Origin of the sequence: Bacteroides sp. MSK.20.12 (assembly GCF_019052435.1) — a bacterium.
In the GTDB taxonomy this organism is placed as follows: domain Bacteria; phylum Bacteroidota; class Bacteroidia; order Bacteroidales; family Bacteroidaceae; genus Bacteroides; species Bacteroides xylanisolvens.
Genome location: NZ_JAHQVH010000037.1, coordinates 1 through 26,597 on the forward strand (window position 1 = coordinate 1; position 26,597 = coordinate 26,597).

General features: G+C 45.8%; 31 protein-coding genes and 2 pseudogenes. 15 read left to right on the plus strand and 18 right to left on the minus strand.

Going from position 1 to position 26,597, the window contains the following annotated elements; genetic code table 11:
- Positions 1 to 153 precede the first annotated feature (153 nt).
- Positions 154 to 1,269 (plus strand): site-specific integrase, encoded by a 1,116-nt coding sequence (locus KTR06_RS17485; protein WP_217290624.1) that lies wholly within the window; start codon positions 154 to 156, stop codon positions 1,267 to 1,269.
- A gap of 107 nt (positions 1,270 to 1,376) precedes the next feature.
- On the opposite strand, the gene KTR06_RS17490 is transcribed toward KTR06_RS17485, so the two are convergent.
- The 6 genes from KTR06_RS17490 to KTR06_RS17515 all read right to left on the minus strand — a co-directional run bounded on the left by KTR06_RS17490 (position 1,377) and on the right by KTR06_RS17515 (position 8,756).
- The gene (locus tag KTR06_RS17490; protein WP_196072791.1) at positions 1,377 to 1,988 is read right to left on the minus strand and encodes a hypothetical protein; all 612 of its coding nucleotides are present in this window, start codon (positions 1,986 to 1,988) and stop codon (positions 1,377 to 1,379) included.
- A 44-nt stretch (positions 1,989 to 2,032) separates the two neighbouring features.
- Complete coding sequence (locus KTR06_RS17495; RefSeq protein WP_217290625.1) at positions 2,033 to 3,355, minus strand: sigma-54 dependent transcriptional regulator; 1,323 nt, start codon at positions 3,353 to 3,355, stop codon at positions 2,033 to 2,035.
- A complete protein-coding gene (locus KTR06_RS17500; protein WP_217290626.1) occupies positions 3,348 to 5,678 on the minus strand; it encodes an ATP-binding protein in 2,331 nt (776 codons plus the stop codon). The genes KTR06_RS17495 and KTR06_RS17500 overlap by 8 nt, the downstream gene beginning before the upstream one ends.
- A gap of 460 nt (positions 5,679 to 6,138) precedes the next feature.
- Positions 6,139 to 7,350, minus strand: a complete 1,212-nt coding sequence (locus KTR06_RS17505; protein ID WP_052329234.1) for a glycosyl hydrolase family 8 — start codon at positions 7,348 to 7,350, stop codon at positions 6,139 to 6,141.
- A 71-nt stretch (positions 7,351 to 7,421) separates the two neighbouring features.
- Complete coding sequence (locus KTR06_RS17510) at positions 7,422 to 7,991, minus strand: flavodoxin family protein (protein ID WP_007656386.1); 570 nt, start codon at positions 7,989 to 7,991, stop codon at positions 7,422 to 7,424.
- Between the two features lie 15 nt (positions 7,992 to 8,006).
- Positions 8,007 to 8,756, minus strand: coding sequence for a DUF1349 domain-containing protein (locus KTR06_RS17515; RefSeq protein ID WP_217290627.1), 750 nt, complete (start codon positions 8,754 to 8,756; stop codon positions 8,007 to 8,009).
- A gap of 86 nt (positions 8,757 to 8,842) precedes the next feature.
- Between KTR06_RS17515 and KTR06_RS17520 the strand changes: the two genes are divergently transcribed.
- The 4 genes from KTR06_RS17520 to KTR06_RS17535 all read left to right on the plus strand — a co-directional run bounded on the left by KTR06_RS17520 (position 8,843) and on the right by KTR06_RS17535 (position 12,220).
- Positions 8,843 to 9,607 (plus strand): response regulator transcription factor, encoded by a 765-nt coding sequence (locus KTR06_RS17520; protein ID WP_225719522.1) that lies wholly within the window; start codon positions 8,843 to 8,845, stop codon positions 9,605 to 9,607.
- 90 nt (positions 9,608 to 9,697) lie between these two features.
- On the plus strand, positions 9,698 to 10,072 hold the full coding sequence (locus tag KTR06_RS17525) for a hypothetical protein (RefSeq protein ID WP_005678303.1): 375 nt from the start codon (positions 9,698 to 9,700) through the stop codon (positions 10,070 to 10,072).
- A gap of 179 nt (positions 10,073 to 10,251) precedes the next feature.
- Entirely contained in the window at positions 10,252 to 10,953 is a 702-nt protein-coding gene (locus KTR06_RS17530) for a DUF1349 domain-containing protein (RefSeq protein WP_254306439.1), read from the plus strand.
- Positions 10,954 to 11,023: 70 nt separating this feature from the next.
- Complete coding sequence (locus KTR06_RS17535) at positions 11,024 to 12,220, plus strand: MFS transporter (RefSeq protein ID WP_005678306.1); 1,197 nt, start codon at positions 11,024 to 11,026, stop codon at positions 12,218 to 12,220.
- 339 nt (positions 12,221 to 12,559) lie between these two features.
- Here KTR06_RS17535 and KTR06_RS17540 read toward each other — a convergent pair.
- From KTR06_RS17540 to KTR06_RS17550, 3 genes and pseudogenes are all read right to left on the minus strand, one after another.
- Positions 12,560 to 12,685, minus strand: a pseudogene (locus KTR06_RS17540) (DNA methylase); the annotation flags it as partial.
- 20 nt (positions 12,686 to 12,705) lie between these two features.
- The gene (gene mobA, locus KTR06_RS17545) at positions 12,706 to 13,128 is read right to left on the minus strand and encodes a conjugal transfer protein MobA (RefSeq protein WP_217290629.1); all 423 of its coding nucleotides are present in this window, start codon (positions 13,126 to 13,128) and stop codon (positions 12,706 to 12,708) included.
- Between the two features lie 280 nt (positions 13,129 to 13,408).
- The gene (locus KTR06_RS17550; protein ID WP_217290648.1) at positions 13,409 to 13,876 is read right to left on the minus strand and encodes a DUF3408 domain-containing protein; all 468 of its coding nucleotides are present in this window, start codon (positions 13,874 to 13,876) and stop codon (positions 13,409 to 13,411) included.
- A gap of 409 nt (positions 13,877 to 14,285) precedes the next feature.
- Between KTR06_RS17550 and KTR06_RS17555 the strand changes: the two genes are divergently transcribed.
- On the plus strand, positions 14,286 to 14,597 hold the full coding sequence (locus KTR06_RS17555) for a helix-turn-helix domain-containing protein (protein WP_117988232.1): 312 nt from the start codon (positions 14,286 to 14,288) through the stop codon (positions 14,595 to 14,597).
- Positions 14,598 to 14,650: 53 nt separating this feature from the next.
- Positions 14,651 to 14,956 (plus strand): helix-turn-helix domain-containing protein, encoded by a 306-nt coding sequence (locus KTR06_RS17560; RefSeq protein WP_217290630.1) that lies wholly within the window; start codon positions 14,651 to 14,653, stop codon positions 14,954 to 14,956.
- 340 nt (positions 14,957 to 15,296) lie between these two features.
- Here the strand turns inward: KTR06_RS17560 and KTR06_RS17565 are convergent, their stop codons facing one another.
- From KTR06_RS17565 to KTR06_RS17575, 3 genes are read right to left on the minus strand one after another with little or no spacing between them, the layout of a single operon-like run.
- Entirely contained in the window at positions 15,297 to 15,671 is a 375-nt protein-coding gene (locus tag KTR06_RS17565; RefSeq protein WP_217290631.1) for a hypothetical protein, read from the minus strand.
- Between the two features lie 21 nt (positions 15,672 to 15,692).
- Positions 15,693 to 16,913 carry a site-specific integrase gene (locus KTR06_RS17570; protein WP_217290632.1) on the minus strand — a complete coding sequence of 407 codons (1,221 nt, stop codon included), beginning with the start codon at positions 16,911 to 16,913 and terminating at the stop codon, positions 15,693 to 15,695.
- Positions 16,914 to 16,928: 15 nt separating this feature from the next.
- On the minus strand, positions 16,929 to 18,158 hold the full coding sequence (locus tag KTR06_RS17575; protein WP_217290633.1) for a site-specific integrase: 1,230 nt from the start codon (positions 18,156 to 18,158) through the stop codon (positions 16,929 to 16,931).
- 279 nt (positions 18,159 to 18,437) lie between these two features.
- Here KTR06_RS17575 and KTR06_RS24540 point away from each other — a divergent pair.
- The 6 genes and pseudogenes from KTR06_RS24540 to KTR06_RS17605 form a co-directional block, all read left to right on the plus strand.
- A pseudogene (locus KTR06_RS24540) lies at positions 18,438 to 18,662 on the plus strand (tyrosine-type recombinase/integrase); the annotation flags it as partial.
- The gene (locus tag KTR06_RS17585) at positions 18,659 to 18,916 is read left to right on the plus strand and encodes a hypothetical protein (protein WP_117809891.1); all 258 of its coding nucleotides are present in this window, start codon (positions 18,659 to 18,661) and stop codon (positions 18,914 to 18,916) included. The pseudogene KTR06_RS24540 and the gene KTR06_RS17585, both read left to right, overlap by 4 nt.
- A gap of 38 nt (positions 18,917 to 18,954) precedes the next feature.
- Positions 18,955 to 19,269: a helix-turn-helix domain-containing protein gene (locus KTR06_RS17590; protein ID WP_004313899.1), complete on the plus strand. Its 315-nt coding sequence runs from the start codon at positions 18,955 to 18,957 to the stop codon at positions 19,267 to 19,269.
- Positions 19,266 to 20,309 (plus strand): DUF4373 domain-containing protein, encoded by a 1,044-nt coding sequence (locus KTR06_RS17595; RefSeq protein ID WP_015532220.1) that lies wholly within the window; start codon positions 19,266 to 19,268, stop codon positions 20,307 to 20,309. The genes KTR06_RS17590 and KTR06_RS17595 overlap by 4 nt, the downstream gene beginning before the upstream one ends.
- A 20-nt stretch (positions 20,310 to 20,329) precedes the next feature.
- A complete protein-coding gene (locus tag KTR06_RS17600) occupies positions 20,330 to 20,611 on the plus strand; it encodes a hypothetical protein (RefSeq protein WP_217290634.1) in 282 nt (93 codons plus the stop codon).
- A complete protein-coding gene (locus KTR06_RS17605) occupies positions 20,608 to 20,877 on the plus strand; it encodes a hypothetical protein (RefSeq protein ID WP_217290635.1) in 270 nt (89 codons plus the stop codon). Before KTR06_RS17600 ends, KTR06_RS17605 begins: the two co-directional genes overlap by 4 nt.
- 615 nt (positions 20,878 to 21,492) lie before the next feature.
- Here the strand turns inward: KTR06_RS17605 and KTR06_RS17610 are convergent.
- A complete protein-coding gene (locus KTR06_RS17610; protein WP_217290636.1) occupies positions 21,493 to 21,930 on the minus strand; it encodes a hypothetical protein in 438 nt (145 codons plus the stop codon).
- A 494-nt stretch (positions 21,931 to 22,424) separates the two neighbouring features.
- Between KTR06_RS17610 and KTR06_RS17615 the strand changes: the two genes are divergently transcribed.
- The gene (locus KTR06_RS17615; RefSeq protein ID WP_117683347.1) at positions 22,425 to 22,604 is read left to right on the plus strand and encodes a hypothetical protein; all 180 of its coding nucleotides are present in this window, start codon (positions 22,425 to 22,427) and stop codon (positions 22,602 to 22,604) included.
- Between the two features lie 621 nt (positions 22,605 to 23,225).
- Here KTR06_RS17615 and KTR06_RS17620 read toward each other — a convergent pair.
- The 3 genes from KTR06_RS17620 to KTR06_RS17635 all read right to left on the minus strand — a co-directional run bounded on the left by KTR06_RS17620 (position 23,226) and on the right by KTR06_RS17635 (position 25,059).
- Positions 23,226 to 23,702 carry an HU family DNA-binding protein gene (locus KTR06_RS17620; RefSeq protein WP_120067130.1) on the minus strand — a complete coding sequence of 159 codons (477 nt, stop codon included), beginning with the start codon at positions 23,700 to 23,702 and terminating at the stop codon, positions 23,226 to 23,228.
- 455 nt (positions 23,703 to 24,157) lie between these two features.
- Positions 24,158 to 24,631 (minus strand): N-acetylmuramoyl-L-alanine amidase, encoded by a 474-nt coding sequence (locus tag KTR06_RS17630; RefSeq protein ID WP_120067132.1) that lies wholly within the window; start codon positions 24,629 to 24,631, stop codon positions 24,158 to 24,160.
- A gap of 176 nt (positions 24,632 to 24,807) precedes the next feature.
- Positions 24,808 to 25,059 carry a DUF4248 domain-containing protein gene (locus KTR06_RS17635; protein ID WP_008650657.1) on the minus strand — a complete coding sequence of 84 codons (252 nt, stop codon included), beginning with the start codon at positions 25,057 to 25,059 and terminating at the stop codon, positions 24,808 to 24,810.
- Between the two features lie 121 nt (positions 25,060 to 25,180).
- Here KTR06_RS17635 and KTR06_RS17640 point away from each other — a divergent pair, with 121 nt between their 5' ends.
- The gene (locus tag KTR06_RS17640) at positions 25,181 to 25,399 is read left to right on the plus strand and encodes a hypothetical protein (protein WP_243636440.1); all 219 of its coding nucleotides are present in this window, start codon (positions 25,181 to 25,183) and stop codon (positions 25,397 to 25,399) included.
- Between the two features lie 535 nt (positions 25,400 to 25,934).
- Here the strand turns inward: KTR06_RS17640 and KTR06_RS24670 are convergent.
- Together KTR06_RS24670 and KTR06_RS17645 are read right to left on the minus strand one after the other, a co-directional pair.
- Positions 25,935 to 26,066, minus strand: coding sequence for a hypothetical protein (locus KTR06_RS24670; RefSeq protein ID WP_255679522.1), 132 nt, complete (start codon positions 26,064 to 26,066; stop codon positions 25,935 to 25,937).
- A 6-nt stretch (positions 26,067 to 26,072) separates the two neighbouring features.
- Positions 26,073 to 26,429 carry a hypothetical protein gene (locus KTR06_RS17645; protein ID WP_165861859.1) on the minus strand — a complete coding sequence of 119 codons (357 nt, stop codon included), beginning with the start codon at positions 26,427 to 26,429 and terminating at the stop codon, positions 26,073 to 26,075.
- Between the last annotated feature and the right edge of the window lie 168 nt (positions 26,430 to 26,597).

A 26,597-nucleotide genomic window follows, 5' to 3' on the forward strand; every position in this document is an offset into this window, starting at 1 on the left:
TATTACAAAAGTAATCACTTTAAAGAAAGCTACAAATAGTTACCCCCAAGAAATTGCGGGTGAGCCCAATTCGGTGCCATTCTCGGTGACAGGATTCCTTTTTTTATCTTGATTTTTTGGATTCAAAGTAGGATTCACCAAAAAAAATCAAGTATGGAAAGAAAAAAAACTTTCAACGTTCTGTTTTGGCTACGGAAAAGTCGAACAAATGAAAGTCTGTCACCTCTGTTCTGCAGAGTTACAATCATGGGGCAAAGATACGAAATTCCGACGAATTGTCATATCTCCCCCGCTTCATGGTCGGCAGTCGCCCAAAAGTCACTCGGAAAAACAGCTGTAGACAAGGAAACAAACAGGTATATCGAAGATTTAAAACTGCAAATTGAAGAAACCTGTAACAAGCTCCGGCAAAAGAACTATCCCCTCAACATCGAGAACTTTAAACTCATGTTCCAATCAGAGGATAACGAATATTCTACCATTAAAACGCTGTTCGAATATCACATGATTATGGAAGGGAAAAAACTCTCCCAGTCAACATGCTACCAATACGGAGTTACCTTGAAATATCTACTAAGCTACGTGCGAATCAAACACAAAGTGGCCGACTACGATATAAGTATCATCGACGCAGCTTTTGTCAATGAGTTTTTCGCCTATCTGCAAGGTTATTTGCGACAGGACAACATGAAACGATGCGATATTAACGGAGCATTGAAACACATGGAACGCTTCAAAAAAGTCATGGAAATGGCGTTCAATAACGAATGGATAAATCGAAATCCGGTAAAAGCACTCAAAGCACATAAAGAAAAAACCGACATCAACGAACTGGACGAAGAAGCCGTAAAACGACTTTCCACTGTAATACTACCTCCTAATCTGGGCATTGTCAGAGACTTGCTCATTTTTGCCGTGTATACCGGAGTCTCATACGAAGATATGACACGATTAACGCAAAAGAACATCGTTATCGGCATAGACAAAAGCCTGTGGCTGCATTACAAACGGGTCAAAACAGGTGTCCGTGTATCATTGCCATTACTAGAACCTGCATTGGAAATTATCAATAGATATGACACCTACCACAAAGGCGGCAAAAAGAACCAGCCGCTATTCCCATATGTCAGCAATCAGATCATGAACCGTTATCTCAAAAAAGTAGCCAAACTCGCCGGAGTAGAAGACAGAGTTACGTATCACATGGCAAGACATTACGGATTGTCTTTCTCACTGAAATTGAATATTTTGCAAAGATTCGTTTCTTGATGGGTAACGATTTAGAAACGAGCGAAGTTCTCTATTTTGTCTTATTCTGCATAATCCTCAAGAACGCTTATCTTGACTACAAAGGTAATATAATATTTTATATAATACTACTTTAGTTTTAATAATTCCGTATATGCAATACCGTCTGTTAGTTTATGATACTGCTTCAATGTTTTTTCTAATCCTGATGCAAACTCTTTCTGAATATATGACGGTACAAGAAGTTCATTGAATTTATCTATCATCAGTTGGACACATTGTGCAGGATTATCTGCAATAACTGCTTGGTTATAGATAGTGTTATAATAGTAAAAAACTCTATTATCCATAGATAATTGTATTTTTTGCTTTATATAAATTTGTTGCTCACGTATTCTTTGAGCTACCTTAAAGAAAGTGTCAATCTTTTCAAACGCTTCTTGAGATATATGTCCAACAATACTATGGGCGTATTTGTTCCATTGATTCTCTTCGAATATTATTGTAGAATAGTGCATGGGTACTTCTTGAATAAATCCATTTATAAGCCCTTCCGAAAAAATGTATTCTATATTTTTTTCTATATCTTTTATTTGAAGTATTAAAATTGATACAGCATTCCTCAATTCTGTTTGTTTATGAACATGAAATTGCCATAAAGCAATACCGACAGTTGTACCAATAGTAACAATCAATACAATTGTTTGAAATAGGTTGGAGTCCCAAAAAGAAGTATTCATATTTATAATTTTTGCAAAGATAGCCAAATCCGACGAATTAGCGGCTATGGTTGCTGAAATTTATACTTCAATCCATATTCTTCCAGTTTGTTGTACAGCGTCGTACGTCCTATCCCGAGCAGTTCGGCGGCAACCTTGCGGTTTCCGTTCGCCTGCTTCAACGCGCGTAAGACACGCTCCTTGTCTTCCGCATCGCTGCGCAGGGCGAAGCTGACGGGTGAGGTCGCCCTCGTCACGGCAAGTTCCAGATGCTCTTTCGTGACAAGACCCGTCTGTGCCTGTAACACCGCACCCATGATTTTCTGTCGAAGCTCACGGACATTGCCCGGCCACGCATGGGTCAGCAATGTCTTGCGGGCTTCTCCGTCAAATCCGATAACGTCGCATTCCAGTTCCCGGTTCGCTGCCTCACGGAAGAACTCAGCCAGCGGCATAATGTCCTCCTGACAGTCGCGCAATGGCGGGACGGTTATCTCGAAGTCGTGCAGGCGGTACAGCAAGTCCTGCCGGAAACGCTTTTCATGGACCGCCTTTTCCAGCTCCTCGTTGGTGGCGGCGATGATGCGGACATTGAAACTGCGGTCAGACTTGTCGCCAACAGGACGGTATCTCCGTTCCTGTATGGCGCGGAGTAGCATCTGCTGGGTTTCCGGTGCGAGGTTGCCCACCTCGTCCAAGAACAGCGTGCCGCCTTCGGCTTCATGGAAATAGCCTTTCTTGGTACTGTCCGCACCCGTGAACGCGCCTCTGACGTGTCCGAAGAAAGTCGACGGTGCAAGTTCTTTGGTGAGCGAACCGCAGTCCACAGCCACAAACGGCTTTCCCGCTCGTTTGCTCTTATCGTGCAGCAGGTGGGCGATATGCTCCTTGCCCGTGCCGTTCTCCCCGAATATCAGCACGCTCATGTCGGTTGGGGCTACCAACCTTATCCGCTTCATGATGACTTGAAATGCCGAGCCGTCACGAGAGAACACAGGCATACGGTTCCTTCCGATACTCCGTTCTTTTAATATGGTACGGAGCAAAGGGACGAGTTTATCCTCTACAAGTTGCTTGGGTATGTAGTCCAGTGAGCCGAGTTTCATACTTTCGACTGCCGTATGCACCTCGGCATAGTCAGTCATGATGATGAAAGGCTGCATCATACCTTCTTTGCGCATCCAGCGCAACAGGTCGATACCGTTGCCGTCGGGCAGGCGCAGGTCGGAAACCACGATGTCCCCGTCTGCGGCCTGTTGCAGATATTTCTTCGCGGTCGAGAGGTGGAAAGCCTGCACGGTGCGGAATCCCTCGCGTGCCAGCAGGTTACAGACGAACTCGCAATACACGATGTTGTCCTCCACCACGATGATTTTTGTCTTATCCATTTTCGTATTTTCTCCTTTCTTCTTTTGCCAGCCGGATTATCTCCGAACCCTTATCCAGTACAGCTTTTACAGCATTGCCAATTGTTTTATCGTCAGGCGTGCAATCGCAATGAAGCAGTTTATAAAGCTCCCTTAACGGTTGGTCGGCACGGAGTATCTCCCATGAACTTCGCAGGTGGTGTGTCAGGGCGTCCAGTTCCTGAAGGTCTTTGCGCTGTTCCGCATCCCTGACCGACTGCATTTCCTTTCCGGTTTCCGTTATCAGTTTCTCCAGCATGACGGCTTCATTGCCGTAGGACAGCAGGGAGGTGAAATCCGGCTTTTCATTCCGGTTGCCTTTCATGGCGCATTTGTCTGAAACCTCCATAAGTTCCGATATGGAGAACGGTTTGAGCAGGCAACCGGAGAAACCACGTTCCATAAGCTCCTCCTTGCTGCAACTGCCCGAAGCGGTTGTTACAACCACAGGAATCGTCCTTGAATTGCCCACATTGGAGGTGCGTAGCAGTTCCAACAGCTCGAAGCCGTTTATATCCGGCATATTCAAATCGGTCAGAAGCAGACTGTATTCTTTCCGGCGTATCATTTCCATCAGTTCCGCCGCATTGGTACAGGTATCGCAGTGTATCCCTTCCTGTACATACATTTCTTTCAGCATAAGGAGCAGTACCTCGTCATTGTCAATGGCAATCACATTATGGAATACATGGTTACAATGAATCTGTGTTTGATTTATCTGTTCCGGTAGTTCCTCGACTGTCTGCATAGGTATTTCCACTGTGAAGCGGCTTCCTTTACCTTTATCGCTCTCCAGCCGGATTATACCGCCGAGCATTGTCACAATACGCTGAACAATGGAAAGACCTAATCCGAAGCCGTCCTTTGCGGCAGCGTTTGACAGACGTTCAAACGCCCCGAATACCCGCTGCTGTTCCTCTTCGGTCATACCTGTACCCGTATCTTCGACGATAAGTTTCAGCAGACCGTTATCATAATCTGCCCGCAAAGAAACACTGCCGTTCTCCGTGAACTTGATAGCGTTGGACAGCAAGTTGTTTCCGATTTGCAAGATGCGTTCCTTATCTGTACATACAAAGGCATCCTTGTGGCAATGTATTGTCAGAGTCAGTCCTTTGTTTATGGCGATTGGCATAAACTCCGTTTCGAGCGTATGTGTGATTGCGGAAATCCTACATGCGGAGAAATTAGGCTGTTCCTTGCCGTTGTCCAGCCGGAAAAAATTCAGCAGGGTGTTCAGCATTTCACGCATGCGGTCAGAAGATTCCTGAATGTTTCGGATATACGTCCCGGTTTTATCCGTATTGCAGTCTTTCCGCATCAGTCCGGCATAACCCGTTATTGCCGTCAGTGGAGAGCGTAATTCATGGGTGATGGTATGAACGGCTTTTTTACGAGAGGCAATCAGTGCCTCGTTTTGTTTGATAGACTGTATCTGCTGTTCTATTAAATCCGCAGTTTCTCGTTTGTACCGTTTGATACGGGTGATATTTCGGTGGATGATTATGTAAGAGATTACCAATAACAACACAACGAATCCTGTCAAGCCACCTATCTGAATAAACGATTGTTCCCGCATGGCTGTTATCTCAGCTTCCCGTTTCTGTATGTCTGCTTGCACCTTCTCATCCATTTGAACTACCAGTCCTTGCAGTTGTCTGTTGAGTTCCGCATTTCGTGTAGCAAGACTATCGGCGTGTTCCGACAAACGGCGGCTTTGTGCCTGTTGTTCAGCTATCATATTCCGATTAAGGGAACGGAGCATCGTAGTAGTCGCAGTTGGTTTCGCTTCTTCCTTTTTGCCAAAGATGCCTAAGAAACCCTTGCGCTTGGATTTCTTGGGCTGTTCCTGCACACTCTTCTGCACGATTACAGGTACTTGACTGGTTATCTTATCGTTGATGGCTTGTTGCTGTTCAAGTATCTGCACGATTTGGCACATCTGCTGTTCCTTGTCTTCGAGAAAATGGCGTACACTGTCTATGCGTTCTACCGGATAGATAGCTTTGAACCGACAAAGCATACTGTCCATTGTCATACGCCGAGCATGGTAAAGTCCTAAATCTTCATCATCCCATTCCAATATCGTTTCACCTAATAAAGAAAACTCTATCAAATGAATATGAATATTGTTTACCTCTTTTCGAAATTCATCGATCTCTCGGTTTTTGGCTTCCAGTCCCTCCATGTCTCGCCATTCGCCAAGCCATGTGTACATGATGCCGCCTACCAGCAAAGCTATCAGTAGATAGCCTATGGAAGTCAGCATACGGAAGTGTCTTGTTTCAGCGTTATGTCGATTCATGCGTTATTGCCATTGATTATTGATAATACAGCCCGTAGGTCTTTATAGGCTTACGGGCTGTATGGTCTTCGAAGCTTTTTTGCTATACTATTTCAAATTATTTTTTTGATGTTATTCCCTTTGACAGTTCAAATTCTTTTTCTCAGATTATAACTCTTTTCTATTTGCAGGAAAGTATATTCTATGAGACATTCTTCACTCGTCAGATTGTCATCAATTTATGTAAGGAATATACAGTAACCTACTTCCGTATATTGCTTCATACAGAAGCAAGCGTTCTGGGACAGCGGTATATGTGAACTCCCGTTCGTTCAGATTTTGAAATATACCTAATTCCCTATTATATAGAATAAGATTTATCCCTGTATAAATTGATAAGTTTGCTACAAATGAATATTTGTCATTGCGTAGGCAGATAACAATATCACTTGATAGTGAGTTTTTATAATCTATTTTGATGTCAGAAGTCCAATGAGAAACGTCCTGATACGTGTAGCATAGAAAGAAAATAGACCAAACCTTCATAATATCGGAACTTGCCTGTCGGCGGTTTTACATCCCATAGGCGTTGAACATACTCACGAGCAAGTTCGCGATATTCGGGAATATTTGACTGGGCAAGGGTTATGGCTCCTACGGCATTGGCACCAGCCATGCCACAAGTGTATTGTCCGAAAGCCTTGGATCCATCAAGCGTGAAATGACCATGCTTGAAGCCATCGTTCTTAAAGAATGTAAGAAGACGGTACATCACTGCTTTCTGTCTGTGGCAATCCTTTCCGCACAGATAATAATCCATACCTACGTTTATGGGACAACGGATGGCATCGAACATATAAATGGAGGTATCATAAGCGGCATGACGCCAAGCATAAGCTCTGCCGTCAAACCGACTGTAGTCGGGATAGAGACCGGTAACCGGGTGGGCTGATGCGATTAGATGCTGGCGGCTTGCCGTAGCAGCCTTTTCCCAAAATGAGCGATTGGCAGATGCTGTACGTGCCCATTTGTCTAAAAAAGCTGGAAGCATATAAGAAGGGTCAGTAAAACTATGCCCCGCATGATCGGGAACGAAAGTTATAAGCCCATTGTCAAGGTCAAAAAGATTATAAACTCCACTCTCTCTACCGTCTTTGATCATGACTTTGGTCAATATTTTATTTGCTTCATCACGGTATCGAGGCTCGTTCCAGCGTTCTGAAGCAAGAAACAAAGCAGTAACATAATACAATTCTCCATCCGAAGCGTTGCTTCCACCAATCTTAGTACCGTCGGGCTTGCACTGCCAGCAGAAGTAGCCGTCCCATTTGGAATCGGGAGCAAATGCCATATTTCGTTTCGACCATTCCCAAAGTTTATCGAACTGTTCACGGTGATCCAGTTGTACACTAATCATCATGCCGTACGACATCCCTTCGGAGCGCACATCGTTGTTGCCAGTATCCAAAATAAAGGCTGTACTATTCGAGACCTCGTAATAAACAGATTTTTCATCATCGGCTTCATAACGGTTCAAATCTGACGGTGTAAAGAAATGCTTCCATACTTGCTGGAGCCGTTCATTAACCTCCTCCTCGTTCTTCCCCAGTAAAGAGACAAAGAGGTTTTCAGCATGCGTACCCCACGACACCATACTGAAAACCAAAGTTATAAGAATACCTTTCCAATTCATTATGAAATAAATTTGCGTATTGAATTATATACCGATTATCCCGGTCGCAATCGAATTTGCTCCGATTGTTCTCAAGAAAACTCAATTGGGGAATCATAATCTTTCCCCAGATTATATATCTTTTGTAGATGTTCGGTATTCAAAATTGCACCTTTCTCATTGACACTATTTACAAGATAATGGCCTCTGTTTTTCCATCCCCTATCTTGTGCAATGAGTTCAAAGGAACGCACTATGCCATCGAAAACATGAGGGTCTTCCAATTCTCCACACGAAAGAAGCATACATTCCTTAATAGGCACATCTTTTTTACCTATGATGAAAGAATAAAACTTGTCTATGGCTGCTTTTATCTGGGCAGGAAACGAGTACCAATAAAGAGGTGTGCAGAATACGATGACATCACTTTCTGCCATCAAAGATGCCAATTCATTGAAATCATCATTAAAAATACAGGCTTTATTCTCCTTGCTGAAACAATTATCGCAAGCTCTGCATCCTTGAATATGTTTATGCGCAGTATCGAACCGCATAACAATGTTGCCCGCTTCGGATGCTCCTTTCGCAAAAGCGTCCGCCATAAGGTCGCTGTTACCTCCCCGTCGTGGGCTGCCGGTTAAAATCAATATTCGCTTGTTCATATTATTTACTTTTATTTATTCACCCATACGGAAATCACCCACGTTGTCATGGCTGATAGTTATATCTTCGATGAGGCTTGTGCATCCTCCATGTTGCGGACACTGGCTGCTGATGCCGAGATATATTTGATCGGGATATTCATTACGATACAGACGCACCATATGCCACTCTTTTTTGTCTAATGAATAGTAGCTGGCGATAGTCCGAGTATCGGAAGATATTTTCATATAGACTGATTTTGCGTCTATCTTATCATGGTTATTGTCATCCGATGTACCTTGTGTTCGTACCGTTACGATGCGGTGGTTGCCATATTCGTCCTGCTCAAAGGCAAGTTTCTGCCAAAGTGTATCGTTGACATACACAAAAAGATCGGCGGCATTGTAAAGTCCATCAGAGGTAAACTCAGGGGTTACTTTAGCTGTCAGCGTGAATGGCTTTGTATTATCGGTCGGAATCAGTAACACAGGCAGTGTATTGTTGGACAGCTTACCCTCGTTAGGATCACAGAAGAAGTCAAGTCCTCCGGGACAGTTGAATTCCAATCCTCCGTCTGCAAGTATGGTTACACATGTATCTGCGCCATTGATGGATTTGGTAAAAGTGACATCTCCCACTTTTATCTCACAGTCTGTGATTTGGCTTGTTTCAGCCACTTTACCGGTCAAATCCGGTTCACTTGTTTTGGACTCTTTGTGCTGCTGACATGCAGCTAAAGAGAGGCATCCAACAAGAAATGCTCCATATAAAACGGTTCTTTTCATCTTTGAATCATTTATTATTCGTAATTTTGTGGCAAAATTAGGACTATTGGCGCAATCCCGCAATGGTGAAAATTAACCAATTCACTATGGAACAGGAACATCAACTAAAATCGCTTCTGACTGAGCAGCAGTTTGAAGATGTTGAAAATAAGAAATTTATGCTTGCTCAAGCAAGAGCGTGCGCAAATGGTTATGCTCTTGCAACAGAAGGTATAGCAGTTGTGTCAGATTTTCAAAACAACGAATGTCATATATATTCTGGCAGATTCGGTCAAACTATAATGGACTTCCCGGAATATATGGTTGATCATACATCTGCCTTTGAAAATACCGTTTTCAGCCACGCGAATGAAGAAGAGCTTATTCAACGTCATATACTCGAACTTCGTTTCTTCAACTTTATAAAAGAACTTCCCATAAATGAAAAGACAAATTTCTCGGCTTCGTGTATAATCAGTTTCTATCGGACAGGGAGTAATGAGACAATAAAAATATTACATACAACGAGATATTTTAGTTGTAGCAACGGTGGAAGTGTCATTCTCGGTCTATGCACTTATTCTCCATACTTTGGTTCTCATAACAAACAAGACGGTATTATTGTAAATCTCGTGACAGGAGAAACCGTTAGACGAAACGTGTACGAAGCATGCGACCGAAAAATCCTTAGTCGGCGACAACTTGAAATACTATCACTAATAGCGAAAGGGGTGCCCAGTAAACAGATTGCAGACAACCTAAATATTTCCGTTTATACCGTTAATCGCCATCGTCAGGATATTTTAGCTTCATTAAAAGTCGCTAATACTGCGGCTGCTGTAGAAATCGCATTAAGAATGAATCTTATTTAATGAGCCCTCTTGCTTTATGATTGGTTAAAAATCAGTGTTGTACCAGTTATTATTGGTTCGTAATTTTGCGGGCATATAAAAGCGAAAAAGATGAATCAATTTGCTGGTAAATTAGAATTGGAAGCAGGCATAACAGTTCTGCAAAATGAATGTGAACGTATTTTTAGTTCTGTGCCAATTCATTTTGGTAAAGGCGTTTCTCTTACACACGGAGCTTCTATTTATTGCACAGGAGTAGGTGATGACATCTATATCGGAGATAATAATATCATAGGAGGAGAACTTATTTTGTTTCCGGGAGCAAGAATAGGCAATCGTTGTGTTTTTGGTACAGGAACTATAATTGTCGCGGGTAGCTTTAGTGTTGGTAATGGTTGTGTCATGTCACATGGATGTACCATAACCCAAGATGTTCCTGATAATTCGTTGGTAGTAGGCCGTAGAGGATTGATATTCAACAAATAATAGCTAATTCCTATTGCTATTGATGCGAAAATTGGTTAGAAATCAGTATTGTGCACATCTTTTGTTCTATCTAACTTTGCAACCGCAAATAAATCACAAGGAAATTGCAATTTAATAATAATCAAATCAATATCATAATGAAAAAATTAGTATTTATCGCAATCATTGCAAGTCTTGTAATGGCTGGATGCACCCAGAAAGAACCAGAGAAAAAAGCGGGAAATTCTGACAAGAAAGCTACAACAGAAAACGTTGAACTCGCCACATGCGACATCAATGTAGGAGGAATTCGTTTTACAAAGTCGAAAAACGGCGGAGAGAATGGCATCACACTTCTTGGCGACACGCTCAAATTTGTGGCCGGTCCTCAAACTGATTATTTCCGTTCCCCGGATGGAAGCGTAGTCAATAACTCTGCGGTCATCTTCACAGAGGTTGACAACACCAAACCTTTCACTTTCAGGGCTAAAGTGCAGCCTGAATTCACTGAAACCGGAACTTATTCGGCAGGGGTGATATATGCTTATGAAAACGACACACATTGTCAAAAACTATGTTTCGAGCAGGATGAGTATGGCGATCACCGAGTGGTGTCAGTTCGCACATTAGGCACCTCTGATGACAATAACCATCAGGCAATCACGGCTCCATACGTTTATATGAGATTATCCTCCGATGGCACAACCCTTGGTAGCTATTTCTCAGAAGATGGTAAAATATGGCGTATGGCCCGACTCTATAAGAATGACTTTCCTGAAAAATTGCTTATAGGCATCAGTTCACAGAGTCCTAAGGATAATGAACACACCTGCCTATTCACCGAAGTATCTCTGACAGATAAACCTGTCGCTGACTTTAGAAAGGGTAATATAGCAGAATAATAAAACAATCTAATCATTTTCAAAGGCGCACACATATTCAAAATGTGCGCTTTTCTTATACCTTTAAACGATGAGTAAACATCCAATTATCGCAAATCGCACCGCTTTTCTCGTCATAGGTTGTCTTGAGGCTGCATGGGCACCTCTTGTACCGTATGTTAAACGTGCATTTAGTTTGGACGAAGCTTCCTTAGGACTTCTGATGCTTTGTACCGGGTTGGGTTCAATAATAGCACTTCCTTTATCAAGTTGGCTATGTGTGAGATTTGGCGCAAAACGAGTAGTTTATTTCTCCGGATTTTTAATGGCTTTTTCTCTATTGACGATAAGCCTATTGGCTAACTTCACCCTGACGGCTATAATGTTATTGGTATTCGGCGGTTGTACTATCACCATCGATGTTGCTGCTAATGTGAATGGTGTTGCAGTTGAAGGTCAGACAGGAAAACATCTGATGTCAGGATTTCATGGGGGTTATTCACTTGGTACGCTCATCGGTGCCGGTGTGATGAGTTCTCTTTTCGCATTCGGAATAATCCCTATGTGGTCGGTCGTAATATTTATGATATTGGTATTGGCTGCGATGATGGCCGGATGCCGTGACCTTCTATCCTCAAAGGTACTTAAAAGCAACGACCATCCGAAACAGGATGTGAATAAGAAATTTTATATTCCACCTATGGTGATAGTGGTCGGTTTGTTATGTTTTATCATGTATGCGTCGGAAGGTGCTGTAATGGGGTGGTCAGCAATTTTTGTTAGTCAAGAGCGTGGCATTGACATGTCCGTGGCCGGATTTTTCTATACCGCTTTTGCCATAGCAATGACTATTATGAGACTTTGCGGCGACAAGATCGTCGATCGATTTGGACGAAGGACTGTGATTAGCGGAGGGGCATTACTTATTTCCGCTGGTTTCCTGATTGTGGTATCAATTGATAGTGCGATCGCTTCTGTAGCTGGTTTTGCTATGGTCGGTTGTGGTGCGGCCAATGTAGTTCCTCAATTAGTATCTTTTGCGGCCCACATAAAAGGGATGGCTGTACACAACATCATTAGTTTTATTAATGCTCTTGGATATTCCGGCATACTTCTTGGTCCGGTTATAATCGGATTCATAGGAAAACGCTACGGTTTGCATGTGTCATTTATAGGTATTGCCGTGTTTGCTTTGATTGTTGCTATAATTTCATCTATAATATTAAGAAGCAAACAGATTACACTGCAAGTAGATTTGCAAAACGAAAGAGAAACTTGTTCGCTGTAATTCTGCAAAATAAGAAATCAGTGTGCAACGTATAAAAAAATTGCATTGCTTTTTTGTGTAACTACTCAGGTATCTAAATGTGCCCAAATGCTTGATTATCAACAGTAGCAAACTTGTTGATTTACTATATTTCGATGAAAATCGGGCATTACGCAAGATTGACCTCGTGCAATAGAGTTGATACTCAACGACTTTGCATAGCTGAGTAGTTACTTTTTTTGTTCTATTTTGTTAAATTTGTCTGTACCAACTTCTATCAGCCAATATCCAAAAGCGATAAGGATTATTTGTTATTGTGGGCAGTAACGAAAACAATGACGTTACTGCCCACAATAAAAGTTATATTTTTATCCCTTTCGGACGGTTATCATCCTTGATCTGAAAACCCGGTCGTCCGATGATGACATGGTCGGCAATGAAATTGCCTGACGGACTACGCTCATTCACCGGACTGCGAATCTGCGGGCGCTTAGTGTGGTATGGAATTATTCCTTCTGTTGTTCCCACTTGACATACATCTCCTTTGAAAGTTCCACAATCTCCCGGCTCAACTTCACAAGGTCGATGGTATGTTTCTCCAGCTTGTAGAGCAACGCCATCGCCTTCTTCTCCGAAAAATGGATGCGCAATTCCTTCACGACGTGGTTGTAATTGGTGCCTATGCCGCGGAACTGGGCATGAAAGTCGGACAGCTTGGTACAGTATTCCAACATTGCTTTGTCCACTTTATGTACCCTGAACTTCTGTCCGAAGAAATGCGCTTTGAGAAAGACGGCTTTCGCATACACCTGTGATTCCTCGTACATCGTCAGGAACCTGTTCCATTCCACATCATCGAAGCGCACCATCACGCAGTGTGTCTTCGGATTCAACTTGGGATTTCTCCCGTACTTGCTCTTCTTTTTCATTCTTCTTATTCTTTTAATTTTATAGCTTGTCCATTGTCTAATCTTTGATTAAGGAACCCCGAAATTATCCGACTGCGGAGGATAATTCTGCCCACGGCGGTGAAGGTGTTTTCAGTTACTTAGAATTATTCGGGTAACTGAAAATATATCTTGCTGTGTCTTTGAGGACACAAGAATCCTCCGCTTGTCGGATTGGTTTGTAAGTATAATAACTCATTTGGAATATCGGTCAAGCCAATGGAGTGTATCCACTGACTTGACCGGTTTTACCGTAATCCGCTCAGAGTTTGCGCCACTGCTCGATGTCCTCCCGGTAGGTTTCAAGGTGCAGGCGGGCGAGGTTCTCAATAAGTCCCGATGCGCTCATGCCACGCCCGCCGAGACGGCGGACAATCCCGTCCAGTCGGTCACGCACCTCACCGCTGACGAACACGGGTTTGCGGTCGGTTATCTTGGGAACTTGCAGGTAAGCGGTACGGTACTCGTCCAGCGACAGCCTGCGTTGTTTGCTGCTGACACGCTTCTGTGGCACTGCCACATCTTCGGGCGTTCCGCCTGACGGTTCATCCGCCGTAGCTGTTTCCGCTTTTTTCGTGACGGTCTTGCCGGGTTGTGCCGGCTGTTCCGGATCCAGACCGATATTCCGGTAGAAGTCGTCCATAGACTTCTCACTGCGGGATTCCCTGCGTCCCATTCTTTCCACGATTTCACGAGCCTGCTGCTCACTGATACTTGGTTCTCTTTTCATTGTCATAAAACAGGTTGATTAAGTTATTACTGTGGTCTTGGTCAGTACCTTGACCGATTGTTGCAAGCAAAGTAAGACGTTTTAGTACCGTCAGTCAATAACTTGGATTCGGTTAGGCAATATTGTGAGACTTTGCTTTATGGTGATAGAGATATTGGTGAGGACTTCACAGATTTGCCGGATATGAATAACCGGAAGAACAAAGGTGCAATCACAGTCAGGTTTGAATTAAGCCCTTGTTTTTTCTCTTGCCACATTCCTGATTTCCGGAATTAAGAATATAGCCCCAATCTGTGCCAACCTCTACCAACCTGTGCCACATGCTTCCACTTCCGGGAAATCCATTGCCGGATAACAGATTATGTATTCCTTTGCGGCAAAAGAAACAGTAACAATAAAAAGTATGTATATGGAAATCGTATCAATTGAAAGAAAGACCTTTGAGGCGATGGTCGCCAAGTTCGACCGTTTCGTCAGTCGCATGGATGCCATCTGTCAGCGGCACGGAGAGAAGACAATGGACGAGTGGATGGACAATCAGGACGTTTGCCGGATACTCAACATCAGTCCACGCACATTGCAGACGCTTCGGGACAACGGGACGCTGGCTTACTCGCAGATAAACCACAAGACCTACTACCGTCTCGATGATGTACAGCGCATTGTTTCCGTTGTGGAGGACAGGCGCAAAGAAGCAAAGTTCAAAGGAAGAACTATATAAACTTGATGAAATGAACGAAGTAAACTAACAATACCCACTAAATCCAAAGTAACATGAATGAACTGATTAACAAGGACAACGAGTGGATAATCCACTTCATGGGCAGTCTCGACCGTTTTTTGGACAGCTTCGAGCATCTGACCGCCAATTACCGCCCGACACTGAACGGTGAGCGTTTCTTTACTGACAAGGAGGTGTCGGCACGGTTGAAGGTGAGCCGCCGGACACTTCAGGATTATCGCAACGAGGGGCGTATCGCCTATATCCAGTTGGGTGGCAAAATCCTCTACCGTGAATCCGACATCGAAAGGATGCTTGCTGACGGCTACCGTTCCGCCTATTGGCTGACAGGCACATGATTTTCTTGAAGGAGCGCGGTTTGCCGTCTGCCATATGGTTGCAGAGCAATGGACTTTTAACATAAAGAGAAAAGGAATGGCTTACAGATGAAGTACCAATATCCTGCTTCGTCTGTAAGCCATTCTTTTCTATCTTCTGATTTCCCGTCAGTCGCTTGTTTCCGTTGCCGGATGCTCTAAAAGCATGTGGCAGGCAGTAGCAAGGTTTTCGGACCGAATACGCTCCTCAGGAGGAAGATTCTGCCCGAAACGGCTTGCCGCCCGACCTTACCAATGCCGTCAAAGCCACACGCTACCTTTGCATCCGTGCATCGGGAACGAGTGGCTGGCGGAATGAACCTCAACTATACCATTGTTTGTTACCACTGACGCTGGCAACAAACAGTGTAATCGGTGTAGCTTTCTTAATGGTGCTAATTTCATTTATTATAAACCGTCTGAACAAGACACTCTCTTTACTGCATATCCTGAATGCAACGGCTATAATCACTTCAATGTTATAGACATCGTAACTGATGCCATCCGGTTGCTTGAGATACTTCATCGTGCCAAGTTCGTTCAGTTCCTTGTTCTTGTAGATGGAACGGATCGCCTTGCGGACATCGCATGAGAACATCCCGAACAGGTCGGCTATCTCGAATTGTGTCATCCATACGGATACGGTCGGCATCGTGACCGCACCCGTTTCACTGATTGTTATTATTCCTCTGTCCATAATGTACTGAATTGATACTGTTTACTTATTGTTGTCTGTCTTTTCGTCGATAGATTGTATTTTCCTGCGTTCCATCAGCTTGTCCATATCTCTGGAGATTTTATCATCGGTTATCCGTGCATACCCCTGTGTCGTCCGGATATTGGAATGTCCCATCATTTTAGCGATGCTCTCGATAGGTATATCCGATGAAATCAGGAACGTACCGAAGCTATGCCGACTTTGATGATAGGACAAGTTGTCTTCTTTCCCTATGATTACACCCAGCTCATGAATCTCAAACCACAGGGCATCCCGATTGGGAAGCGGGAACACGGGATGTTCATCGTCAGTCGTGTTATACAGCGACAATATCCGCTCCGCTATGGGATGCAGTGGAATGAACGCCTCTATCTTTGTCTTCTTGCGGTTGATGCGGATGTACCGCCTACCATCCGCATTCGTCCCGATATGATGTGGATGCAGGAGCATTATATCCACATACGCCAGTCCGGTCAGGGTCGAAAAGATGAAAGCCCGTCTTGCCAGTTCCATCCGCTTGTCATACATCGGGGTGGAAAGTATCTTCTTGAACTCCTCACGGCTGATATACCTGTGCCTTGCCTCCGGCTTGGTTTCATATTCCATTTCCTCACAAGGGTTCACGCGGATAATCTCCTTATCGACTGCCAGATACAGCAGGCGGTTCAACCAACGCAGGCAATGGTTGGTTTGGGAAGCCCCGAAATTCTTGCATCTCTTCAAAAACGCTTTGTAGGTTTTGCCGAAGTCTTCCGTGACTTCTTCAAGGCCTATGTCTTTCTTGCCCAAAGACATGAGATAATTTGTCAGGTACTTCTGGTAATACATTGAACTCCGATAGGAAGAAGTTGAGTCTATTTCCTCGGAATGTTTCTTCAAACGCTCCCTTTCCCATTCCCCCATTTGCAGGAGGGTCGTCGGATGGATGTTGTTCAAGGTGATATGGTTCTTCAGCATCTCCGCACTGACCACACCTTGCGATTTCAATATCTCATTATAGGCTTCTTCCATCAGGCGCAGGTATTCCCGTAAACGGTTGTTCTCCCTTGCGGACTTTATCTCGTTCTTCCTGCCGTTCCAGTCTTCCGGTCTGCAATAAATTCCGGGACTGATGACGGTCTGTTTGCCGTCAATGGTTATACGACACAATACGGCGGTCGTACCGTCAGCCTTTACCTTGCTGCGGTTGATGTAGGGTAATAATGAAAATGTACTTCGCATATTATTCTTTAAGTGTTAAAGAGTGAGTTTGAAATCTTCGGTCGCTTTAATGAACTTGTCCATGTCCTCAAATAGTTTTTTGGGGCTTACACGGGCATATACCTGAGTGGTGGAGATATCGGAGTGTCCCAACATCCTGCTGATGGTCTCTATCGGAACGCCTGCTTCAAGCGTTATCAACGAGGCAAAGCTATGGCGGGCCTGATGGTAGCACAAGTCATCCTTGATTCCTGACAATGCCGCCAACGCTTTCATGTGCCTTCTGAGATTTGACCAGCGAAGTAAAGGAAACAAGGTTTCCCTGTCCTCACTATGGTACTTATTGATAAGCGCAATAGCTTCGGGCAATAGTTTTACGCTGGCACGGAGTTCGTTCTTCTTTCTGCGGTATTTCAGCCACAAAGCCCCGTCCTTATCCGTATATAAATTGGTATGTGTAATTGAAACGACATCTGCATAAGAGACTCCGGTATAGCATCCGAAGAGAAACATATCCCTTGCCAGCATGTGGGATTTGCGGTAAGCAGGTATTTCCACATCCCGGATTTTCTCAAACGATTCACGGCTTAATGCCCGTGGTGTCGTTTCAGTCTTCTTCGGCAAGGTAAAATGCTGGAAATGGCTCCTGTCGGCATACCCCTTCTTATAAGCCAGACGGCATATCTTCTTCAGGATGGCAAGATGATGGCGGACGGTATCTATCGCATATCCCTTGTTTTCCATAGCGAATGCTTGATAGTCGTGGATGAACTGTTCCGTCAGTTGCCCGAATGACAGGTCCTTGACCTTGTACTGATGCTCGATGAACTCTCCGAGGGTCAGACGCATATAGTGATAGCCGGGATAAGTTCCTTTCGCGCGGTCTATGCCGATACGGGCTTTGAGGTCGTCACAGACAACATCCGTCATTTTCATGAGAGTCATCTGTGTTTCCATGCTGCCTTGAAAATGATTCTTCACATCGGTGGCTTCAAAATCCACTTTACGACTCACAAGGCTGTTGAAAGCGTTGTTCACCGCCAACAGCAGTTTTTCAATCCTGGCATTGGTTTCCACCGCTTCCTTGCTCTTGCCGTTCAGACGGCTTTCACGTGGATTCCACAATCCAGGCGTGCAGGACAGCTTGCATCCGAACTGTGCCATCGTGCGGTTCACGGTGATTCTTCCCATTATCGGGGCTTTACCCGATTTGTCCAGTCCGCTCTTTTTGAGGTAGAGCAGCACCTTGAATTTTTCTACTTTCATACGCTTATATTTTTTAGTGCAAAATTACTTGCCGTATAAGCGTTCCTTGATATGCAAAACACTGTGTATGAGCGCAAATAAAACGGTGAGGGTTTCTTTTCATTGCCTGCCGTTACCTATTCCCGTTTCGGTAACTGCCCGGCTAACGGTTTGGTAACTGAACAACCTCAATATTCCGTTGCCGTTTGCATTTTCTCTACTTGGCAGAATGCTGAAATACCGTTTATTTCAAACGATTTATGTTTTATCTTCTTCTCTACGCTTTTCCTTACATAACCTATCACTTTCCACGTTGCCCGCCACACGTTCGCAACGACAATCACCCTGCAACATGAAATCCCACTCGAAACCGTATCAAAAATGCTGGGACATACAAAAATCACAACGACACAGATATATGCACGAGTAGTCGATACGAAGGTAATGCGCGATATGGCAACACTCAAAGATATGTATTCACATAAAGAAGATAAATCACCCAATAATAAAGCCGCAAACGAATGAAAGCAACTGTAATTATCAATCAGGAAGAACTGGAACTGAAAGCTATCGACAGCATGATAGCGTATGAGAAAAGCTTCATCACCTATTCAGAAATGAAGAAGGCGGTTAGTGATGCGTTGCAGCATTATGGCAGCAGGGAAGGACACCGGAAAATTGTCCTGAAAGGGTGGATTATAAAGACGATCTACGCTCTCGACAGTAACCAACTGAAGGACCTCGACCGGATTACTTTTGAATACCTGAATGAACATTAATCACTTGAATGAATATTAACCATATAAAAAGCAGAATTATGAAAACAGAAACCAACAGCATGAGAATCGTGAAACCTGAAAAGACAGATACAGCCGGAACTCCACAACAGGAAAAAGACCCTGAAAAATCGAAATACAAGCCCGTTACGCCCGTTATGCTTGACACCGTGCCCGAAGATGCTGTATTCATCCGATCGGCCGATGTATGCAAGCTGCTCAACATCAGCAACTCGACATTGAGAAACCTGCGCGCGGAGCGAGCTATCCCGTTCTATAAACTGGGTGGGACTTTCCTATACAGCAAAGAAGAAATCATGAATTACCTGGCATCTAATTACAGCAGAAGAATATGAGCAAGAACGGATTTTCCTATTACAAAGCGGAAACAGACCGCTTTCAGGACATCAAAATAAAACGCCTGAAAAAGAAATACGGGTGCGACGGCTATGCCGTATACCAATATGCATTGAACGAAATCTACCGTGTCGACGGTTCGTATATCCGCTGGACAGAAGATCAGCTTTTCGACTGTGCCGACTATTGGGGCATGAACGAGGAACGGGTGAAAGAGATTGTAGACTATTGCGCTGAAATCTGCCTGTTCGACCCCGTCGTGTGGAAGATGAAATGTATTCTCACCTCCCGGGCCATTCAGAGCCGATATATAGACATCTGCAAGCTGGCGAAGAAGAAAATGTATATCCCGCTGGATATTCTTCTCGTAGAACCGGAGCAGCCCATAAAGGAACCCGTCACTATGCCTCTGTTTGAAGCTGCGACAGCCGCGGAACCGACCGGGCAAAACGTACCGGACGTGTCGGTGTCACCGACAACGGTAGAACCTACTTTCGAGAAAGTTCCGGAAGATTTCCAGAACTTTCCGGAAACTTCCGGAAACCTTCCGGAAAAAATCGACAAAGAAAAGAAAAGCAAAGAAAAAGAAAACAAAGAAAAGTCCTCCTCTATCCCCCTACCGACTATCGGAGAACTCACGGAGGAGGAAGCGAGAGCTTTGCTTTCTTCCACTCCGTTGGGGAGAAACAAGCCTGAAACGACCATTGCAACAGGTGGCAATACTGCTTCCACAACTACCGGGAAACGCCCGCCACAAGTGGAGGCGGCGGCGCGCGAACAAAAGCCACGCAATCCCAAAGGGCTGATAGAGGCCCTAAGCCCTTACAATCTTTCCCCCCGGGAACTTGAGGAGGTGCTCAAACTGTCCGGACACGGTGAAATAGGAAATCCCGTATGGCAAATTCTAGGCGAAATGCATGGAAACAAACGCCTGCGGATGCCCCGGTTGTTCCTGTTGAAGCGGCTACGGGATGCCGTGGGGGTGATAGCGGACAGCAGTCACGGAGATGACGAAATAAAAAACAAATCGGCTTCATAGCCTCACAAAAAGCAACAACGATGAGCGAAAACAAAAAAGCAACCGACACGCCGCTCTACTACCCCCGCAAAATGCGTACAGGGTGGTGCGTGGCGCACGAAGTGACAGCCGCAGGCATCACTATCGAGAGATACGGAATACACTGCCAGACGTATGCGGAAGCATACCGGCGGGCGGAAGTGATGAACCGGAAACAACAGGTGGAAACGGAAGCGGGGCGCGCCGGAACACAAGTCGGAGAAACCACCGGTTCGCTGGAACCGTCCGCCTCCGATGGCGAGAAAGGGGGTGAACGATCATGAGCGAAAAAGTAAGCACCATCACGCTACGGCTGACTGCAGAAGAAGTCACGCAGCTTGAAATTTTGAAGAATCTTACAGGAAAGCGAACGGCCAGCGAAGCAATCAAACACGTTGTGCGGGAGTACCCCCGTTTCTGTACCCACTACAAGCAGGAAGCGAAGGAACACGGAGAACTGAAACGAAGGTACCAGGAGCAAGGCGAAGCCGTGCGGGGTTTTCTGTCGGCACTCGGCAGGTTGGAGAAAGCGGGCAGGGAGAAAGAGTAGGGGAAATGATTGCTAGCAAAATACGCTCCGGAAGATCTTGGCCAATGAAATATTTGCTATCATATTTTTCCGGATCGTGTGCTCGAGCTGCGTAAAAGTGCTAGCGGATTCTTCCGGATCGTGTGCTACAGATCGGGAATAATGCTAGCAACTGTTTCATCCTGAAAGAATCCGGCTGCCGGATTCTGCTAGCGGATTCTTGTTCCCGGTTCGTTCCGGAACAACTAATTTGCTAGCAATTAACGGGGATATCAGGTTGATGAAGCCGGGATCCCGACAGGTATGTGATAGCAAGTGAAGGTAATAGGCAAGTGCCGAACCAAGCGGATTACTTTCGCGAGCGACTTATCGTCTGACAGCTCACCGTGCCGCCGTGTGGTTCGTGGCAATGCGTGCAGCGGGAATACCGCCGCCCACACAGCCCCGTCCCCCGCAGCAGCACTCCGTCAGTGTTTAATAGCAATATTCCTTCACCGGCAGCGTTTCTCGGACGTTCAGTGTTTCTGTGCACCGTGCCGCTTTCCTTGCTTTCCCGTAGCTGCCCAATGGGCGCAAAGAAAGCCGCCCTTTGACAGTGTTTCTATGGAACGTTCTTGGGGGAAGTCTTCCCAAAAGTTACTCCTGTGTGTAACAGTCGAGGCTTGCCAAGTGGGTGATTACGGAAGTTACTACCGCCTGACGCATACGGCTCCGGCTTCCGCTCACACCCCGGCACAGCCGGACTACAAGCGACAGCCTATGCGGTGGAAACCCTTGCGGAAGGGTATCCCCTGCGGAACGGGTGACAGCTGTGATGCCCGGTGCGGTTTCGCTCCGCCCGGCACTAACGCCGGGACTAAGGCGAGAATCCGCCACCTCTTTTCGGCTGACTATAGGAACGGAAGTGTTAGCCAGGAGTGCAGCCCTGCGGTGCGGGGTTCCCGGGTTTACGGTTGAGCGGGTTTGTATTGTGGAAGTAAGCACCCTTCGCCGTCCTTCGGGCGCGTGCAGACGTGATGCTGCGTGCGCCGTGACAGCAATTGTTTTCCTTCCGCCTTCCTTTTTGGGGGACACCCAAAAAGAGACCGGCAGAAAAACAAAGGGGTAGCGATATTAAACATAACGGGTCATTATGCCCGCACGCCTTGCCATTCAGGCAAGTCGGGTGCATAATGACCCGTTATGTTTAATATGGATTGTTTTATTTTTCCGCCCCCGGACGAAAAAAAAGCCATGCGGAGTGGAAACGCCACCACTATGGCGGCAAGCCGCCACCCCGACCACCGCCCCTTAGTTACTTCTGCCAGTCCCGAGCCGTGCGGTTTTCTGACCTGTTGCGGGTGTTTGTGCTTCCTGCGGGTTGCGCCTGGCGGCGTGCCCGGCTGACTGTTTACGCCTTTCTGAACATTGGAAATTCCCGGCGGTCGGCTTCGCCGTCCGCTCCATGAAGCGGGGCGAAGCGCCCCGCCGAAGAGTGCAAATAACAAATCCGTGACAATCGGGCAAATGTCACAAAATAAAATAGTAAAAAACGTAAGTTCTTAAAACTTATATTAAACAGAATAGAAATGAAAGAATCACATACAGGTATTGGTATCTGCCGTTGCTACCAATGCCGAATGAGAAAAAAGAACTGCAGCACATCGGGACGTAAATCGCTCAAACGGGCAATCAACAAGTTTCGCCGCAAGCAATTGAAGTTAGACAAAGTAACCAGGCACAATCACTTCGGCGGATATTGGGCCTAAGACTAATACACGCTTTTATCCGCCCCACACTGCACAGGAACACATTTTTTTCCTTTTTTCATCTACCTCTCCAAGGGCATGGATGAACGGCAGACAAGAAATTTCAGATAAAAATACCGCACGACGTAGGAGCGCAGGATATTTTTATCTGAAATAGCGTAGCGGTTCTTGACTGACGGGCGGCCGTGCCCTTGGAGAGGTAGATGAAAAAAGGAAAAATACGCTGTAAAACAGCAAACTTATCATCTATCCCTTCCCGTCACTTTATAGATAATTGCGTTTCTGTCTGTGTCACTACGTTTATTTACAGATGGAATCATACGGGAATAAAACGTAAAAACGCCGGAAAACAGTCGGAACGGAAGTAAAAACGTACTTGAAACCCTTCGAGATATTTTCAAAAATTCATCAGACGTTTTTTTTATTTCGTCAGACGTTTTTTGAAAAACTCCTGATGTTTTCTATGAGACTTTCAGAAGCATATTCCGTTCACCAAATATCCGCAAATGAAAAGCCCGGTGAAATGATTTCTCATTCATCGGGCTTTTTCCTTGGTTTGTTTGCGATGTACGAAACGAGGATAATGCGCTAGCAGGCGTTTTCTTCGTTACCGGTCATTGTTTAAGCTGCCGGGTCTGGAGCTTCTCCGCCGCCTTCGTCAGGTTTCGGATTTGGTTTCTCATCTCCTCCTTCGCCATCTTCGTTCGCTGCGCTTGCTCCTGCTTTTGAGAAAGAATACATTGCAACGGCTTCTTTGATTTCCGTAGAAGGAACGTAGATGACACGTGCTTTCTTGACGCTGTTTGCGCCGCACTTGCTGGCATCCTCGAGACCTTTACCGGAAACGGAAGGACGGAAAGACCCAAGGTCTCCCAGGCGGACGGGTGAACCGTTGGCTAAGTTGCGCTTGATGACGGTCATCAATGCGTCAAGAACAGCTTTGATGTCAGAACCTGTCAGCGTACAACGGTCTGCGATTTGTTCAACGATTTGTTTCAGTGCCATCTCCGGGGCGAGTACTACTTGTGCATAGTATTTTGCGGCGGCGTCTTTGTTCTGCGGATTCTTGCGCAAAGCGGGTTTGATTGTAATTGCCATGTTAATTAGTGTTTTAATGATTAATAATGTTGCAAATCTACATATACGTGCGTGGGCGTGCAGACGTATGTTATTATCTGTGATGATACGTGTTTCATCATACGATTATGTACATGAAAAAAGGGCTGCGGTTTGTATTCCGCAGCCCTCAAAACAGGGGTTTTCACTCCGATCGTAAAGTTTACTCCTTAATAGTTTCTCCTTTCATCATCTTTCACGGGACTGTCTGCCCCGGTGAGCCAAACAAAAATTTTACCGATAACTTTCAATACCTTCAACGTCGTTCTCCAAAATGGTTTCATAATGACCTCCTTTTTAATTGTTTCCCGCAAAGGTAGGGGAAATGAAGAATGAAGAATGATGAATGAAGAATTGGCTGCGCTTTCATACATTTACATCTGCATAGTAATTCTTCATTCATCATTCTTCATTCATCATCCTTCATTCTTCATCCTTCATTCTTCATCCTTCATTAAATACCCGTATTCGACGGAGACACAGAAGCAGGGACATTGTTTGATGTACTCGCAGGATTCTATGGTACCGTTGTGGTTGAGGTCGGGCGAGAGGTCGCGGTGACCGCAAATCTTTGCTCCCGGATAGGTGAGCAGCAGGAAGCGGAGAAGGGTTTCAAGGCTTTGTTTTTGTGCGTCGGTGCGGGTGTCGGCGGCACGTCCGGAAGCGTCCAGGCCTCCTTCGTAGGCAACTCCTATCGACGGGGTGTTGTAGCCTTTGGCGTGGGCGCCGACATGGGTGATGTCGCGCATGTGATGTATCGTTCCGTCTTTGGTGATGTAATAGTGATAGCCACATTCGGCAAAGCCTTGGCGTTTGTGCATGGAGTCGAGGGCTTCCGGGGTGAGGTTGCTTGTGCAACGGGATGCGGTGCAGTGCACCACAATCAGGGTGATGTTTCTTTGTTTAATCATTGTTTTTTGTGGGTGATTATGTGGATGATTTTTAGTTGTGTATTCTTGTTCTACCCCCCTTCCTTCCCCCTTTGGGGGAGACGCTTGTCGGGGGAAGTGCTCTTCCCCCTTGCCGCAGGGCGTTCCCCTAGCAAAGAGGGTTCGGGCTGTAGCCGTAGGAGCTGCTGCGCTAGGGTTTAAAAGGGTGAGCCGAAAGAGATGGTTATCAGTTCCTTTTGTTTGGGGGTGAGGATGCGGTTACTTAACTGGTAGTTTGTTTCCTGCAATGCTTCGAGTAGTTCGGTGTCGTCCTTTATCCACTGTTTGAGGCGGATAGAAGCGGACGCAGGTGCAATATTCGGGAAATAGAGAACGGCCAGTTCTTTGAAACCGTAGCTACGGTTGGTCAAACTTTGGCAGTTGTTTTGTTGGTGCATGTTGGTATACATAATTATAGTGTTGGTTTACAGATGTAAAGATAGGCTTTTTAGTGGCTGGTTGTTACCTGTATACTTGGTAGATATAGTTATATATGTTTGTTGGCAGAGGAAATTTGTGATATTCGGGCAATTGTCACGAATTTCTTTTGTCCGTAACTTTTCGGCGGGGCGTCTGCCCCGCTTCGTGAAGCGGACGGCGAAGCCGACCGCCGGGAATCTCCGATATTCTGCAAAGACTGTCCGCATGGTGCAAACAGTCAGCCGGGCACGCCGCAAGGCGAAGTCCGCAGGAACAGGAAACCCGCAAGATGTCGAAAATCCTGCAGGGAACCGGGAAAGGCAGGAGTAACTAAGGGGCGGTGGTCGGGGTGGCGGCTTGCCGCCACAGTGGTGGCGTTTACATTCCGCAGGGCGCAGTCCGCAAGGGTGAACATGAAACGGAGTAACTTTATGCCCGTTCCTGAAACAACGGAAAAGCCCGCAAACAGCAGGAATATTTGGAAGATGCTGTTATGTTGAATTAAAGCACAAAATCCGGAACGGTTTTGTGACTAATTAAACATAATTGCTCTTCCGGATTTCCTGCGCAAAAGCTGCACTCCATCAGAAAAACCGGAAGAACACGGCGCAAGCAGCATCACGTCTGCACGGCGGCGGAAGCTTGCGCCGCCTTCTATCCAAACAGCCTGAACCGCTCAATCATAAAACACGGGAACCCCGCACCGAACGGCTGCACTCCTGACTAACAGCCCGTTCCTATAGTCAGACGAAAAGAGGTAGCGGATTCTCGCCTTAGTCCCGGCGTTAGTGCCGGGCGGAGCGAAACCGCACCGGGCATCGAAACTGTCACCCGTGCCGCAAGGGCTTACATTCCGCTAAGGATATCATCCGAAAGGGTGCCCATCGCATAGGGTGCTGCTTCCTTTGCTGTATTCGGCAAGTGAGGGAGCGGCAACCGGAGCCGGATATAAGACGGGAGTAACTTCTGCTATCGTCCGCAAGGGTGTCCACCGCATAGGCTGTCACTTGTAGTCCGGCTTTGCCGGGGTGTAAGCGGGAGCCGGAGCCGAATGCATCAGGCGGTAGCAACTTCCGTAATCACCCACTTGGCAAGCCTCGACTGTTATACACCGGAGTAACTTTTGGGGAGACTTCCCCCAAGAATGTTCCATAGAAACACTGTCAGAGGGCGGCTTTCTTTGCGCCAGTCCGACGGCTACGGGAAAGCAAGGAAAGCGGCACGGTGCACAGAAACACTGAACGTCCGAGAAACGCTGCCGGTGAAGGAATGTTCCGATTAAACACTGACGGAGTGCTGCTGTGGGGAGCGGGGCTGTGTGGGCGGCGGTATTCCCGCTGCACGCATTGCCACGAACCACACGGCGGCACGGTGAGCAATCAGACGAAAAGTTTCAAGCATGACTTTTTTCCAGTTTGCTAGCACATACCTGGCAGGATCCCGGCTTCATCAACCTGTTATCCCCTGCCAACTGCTAGCAGAATCCGGCAGCCGGCTTCTTCCAGGACGAAACATTTGCTAGCACTAT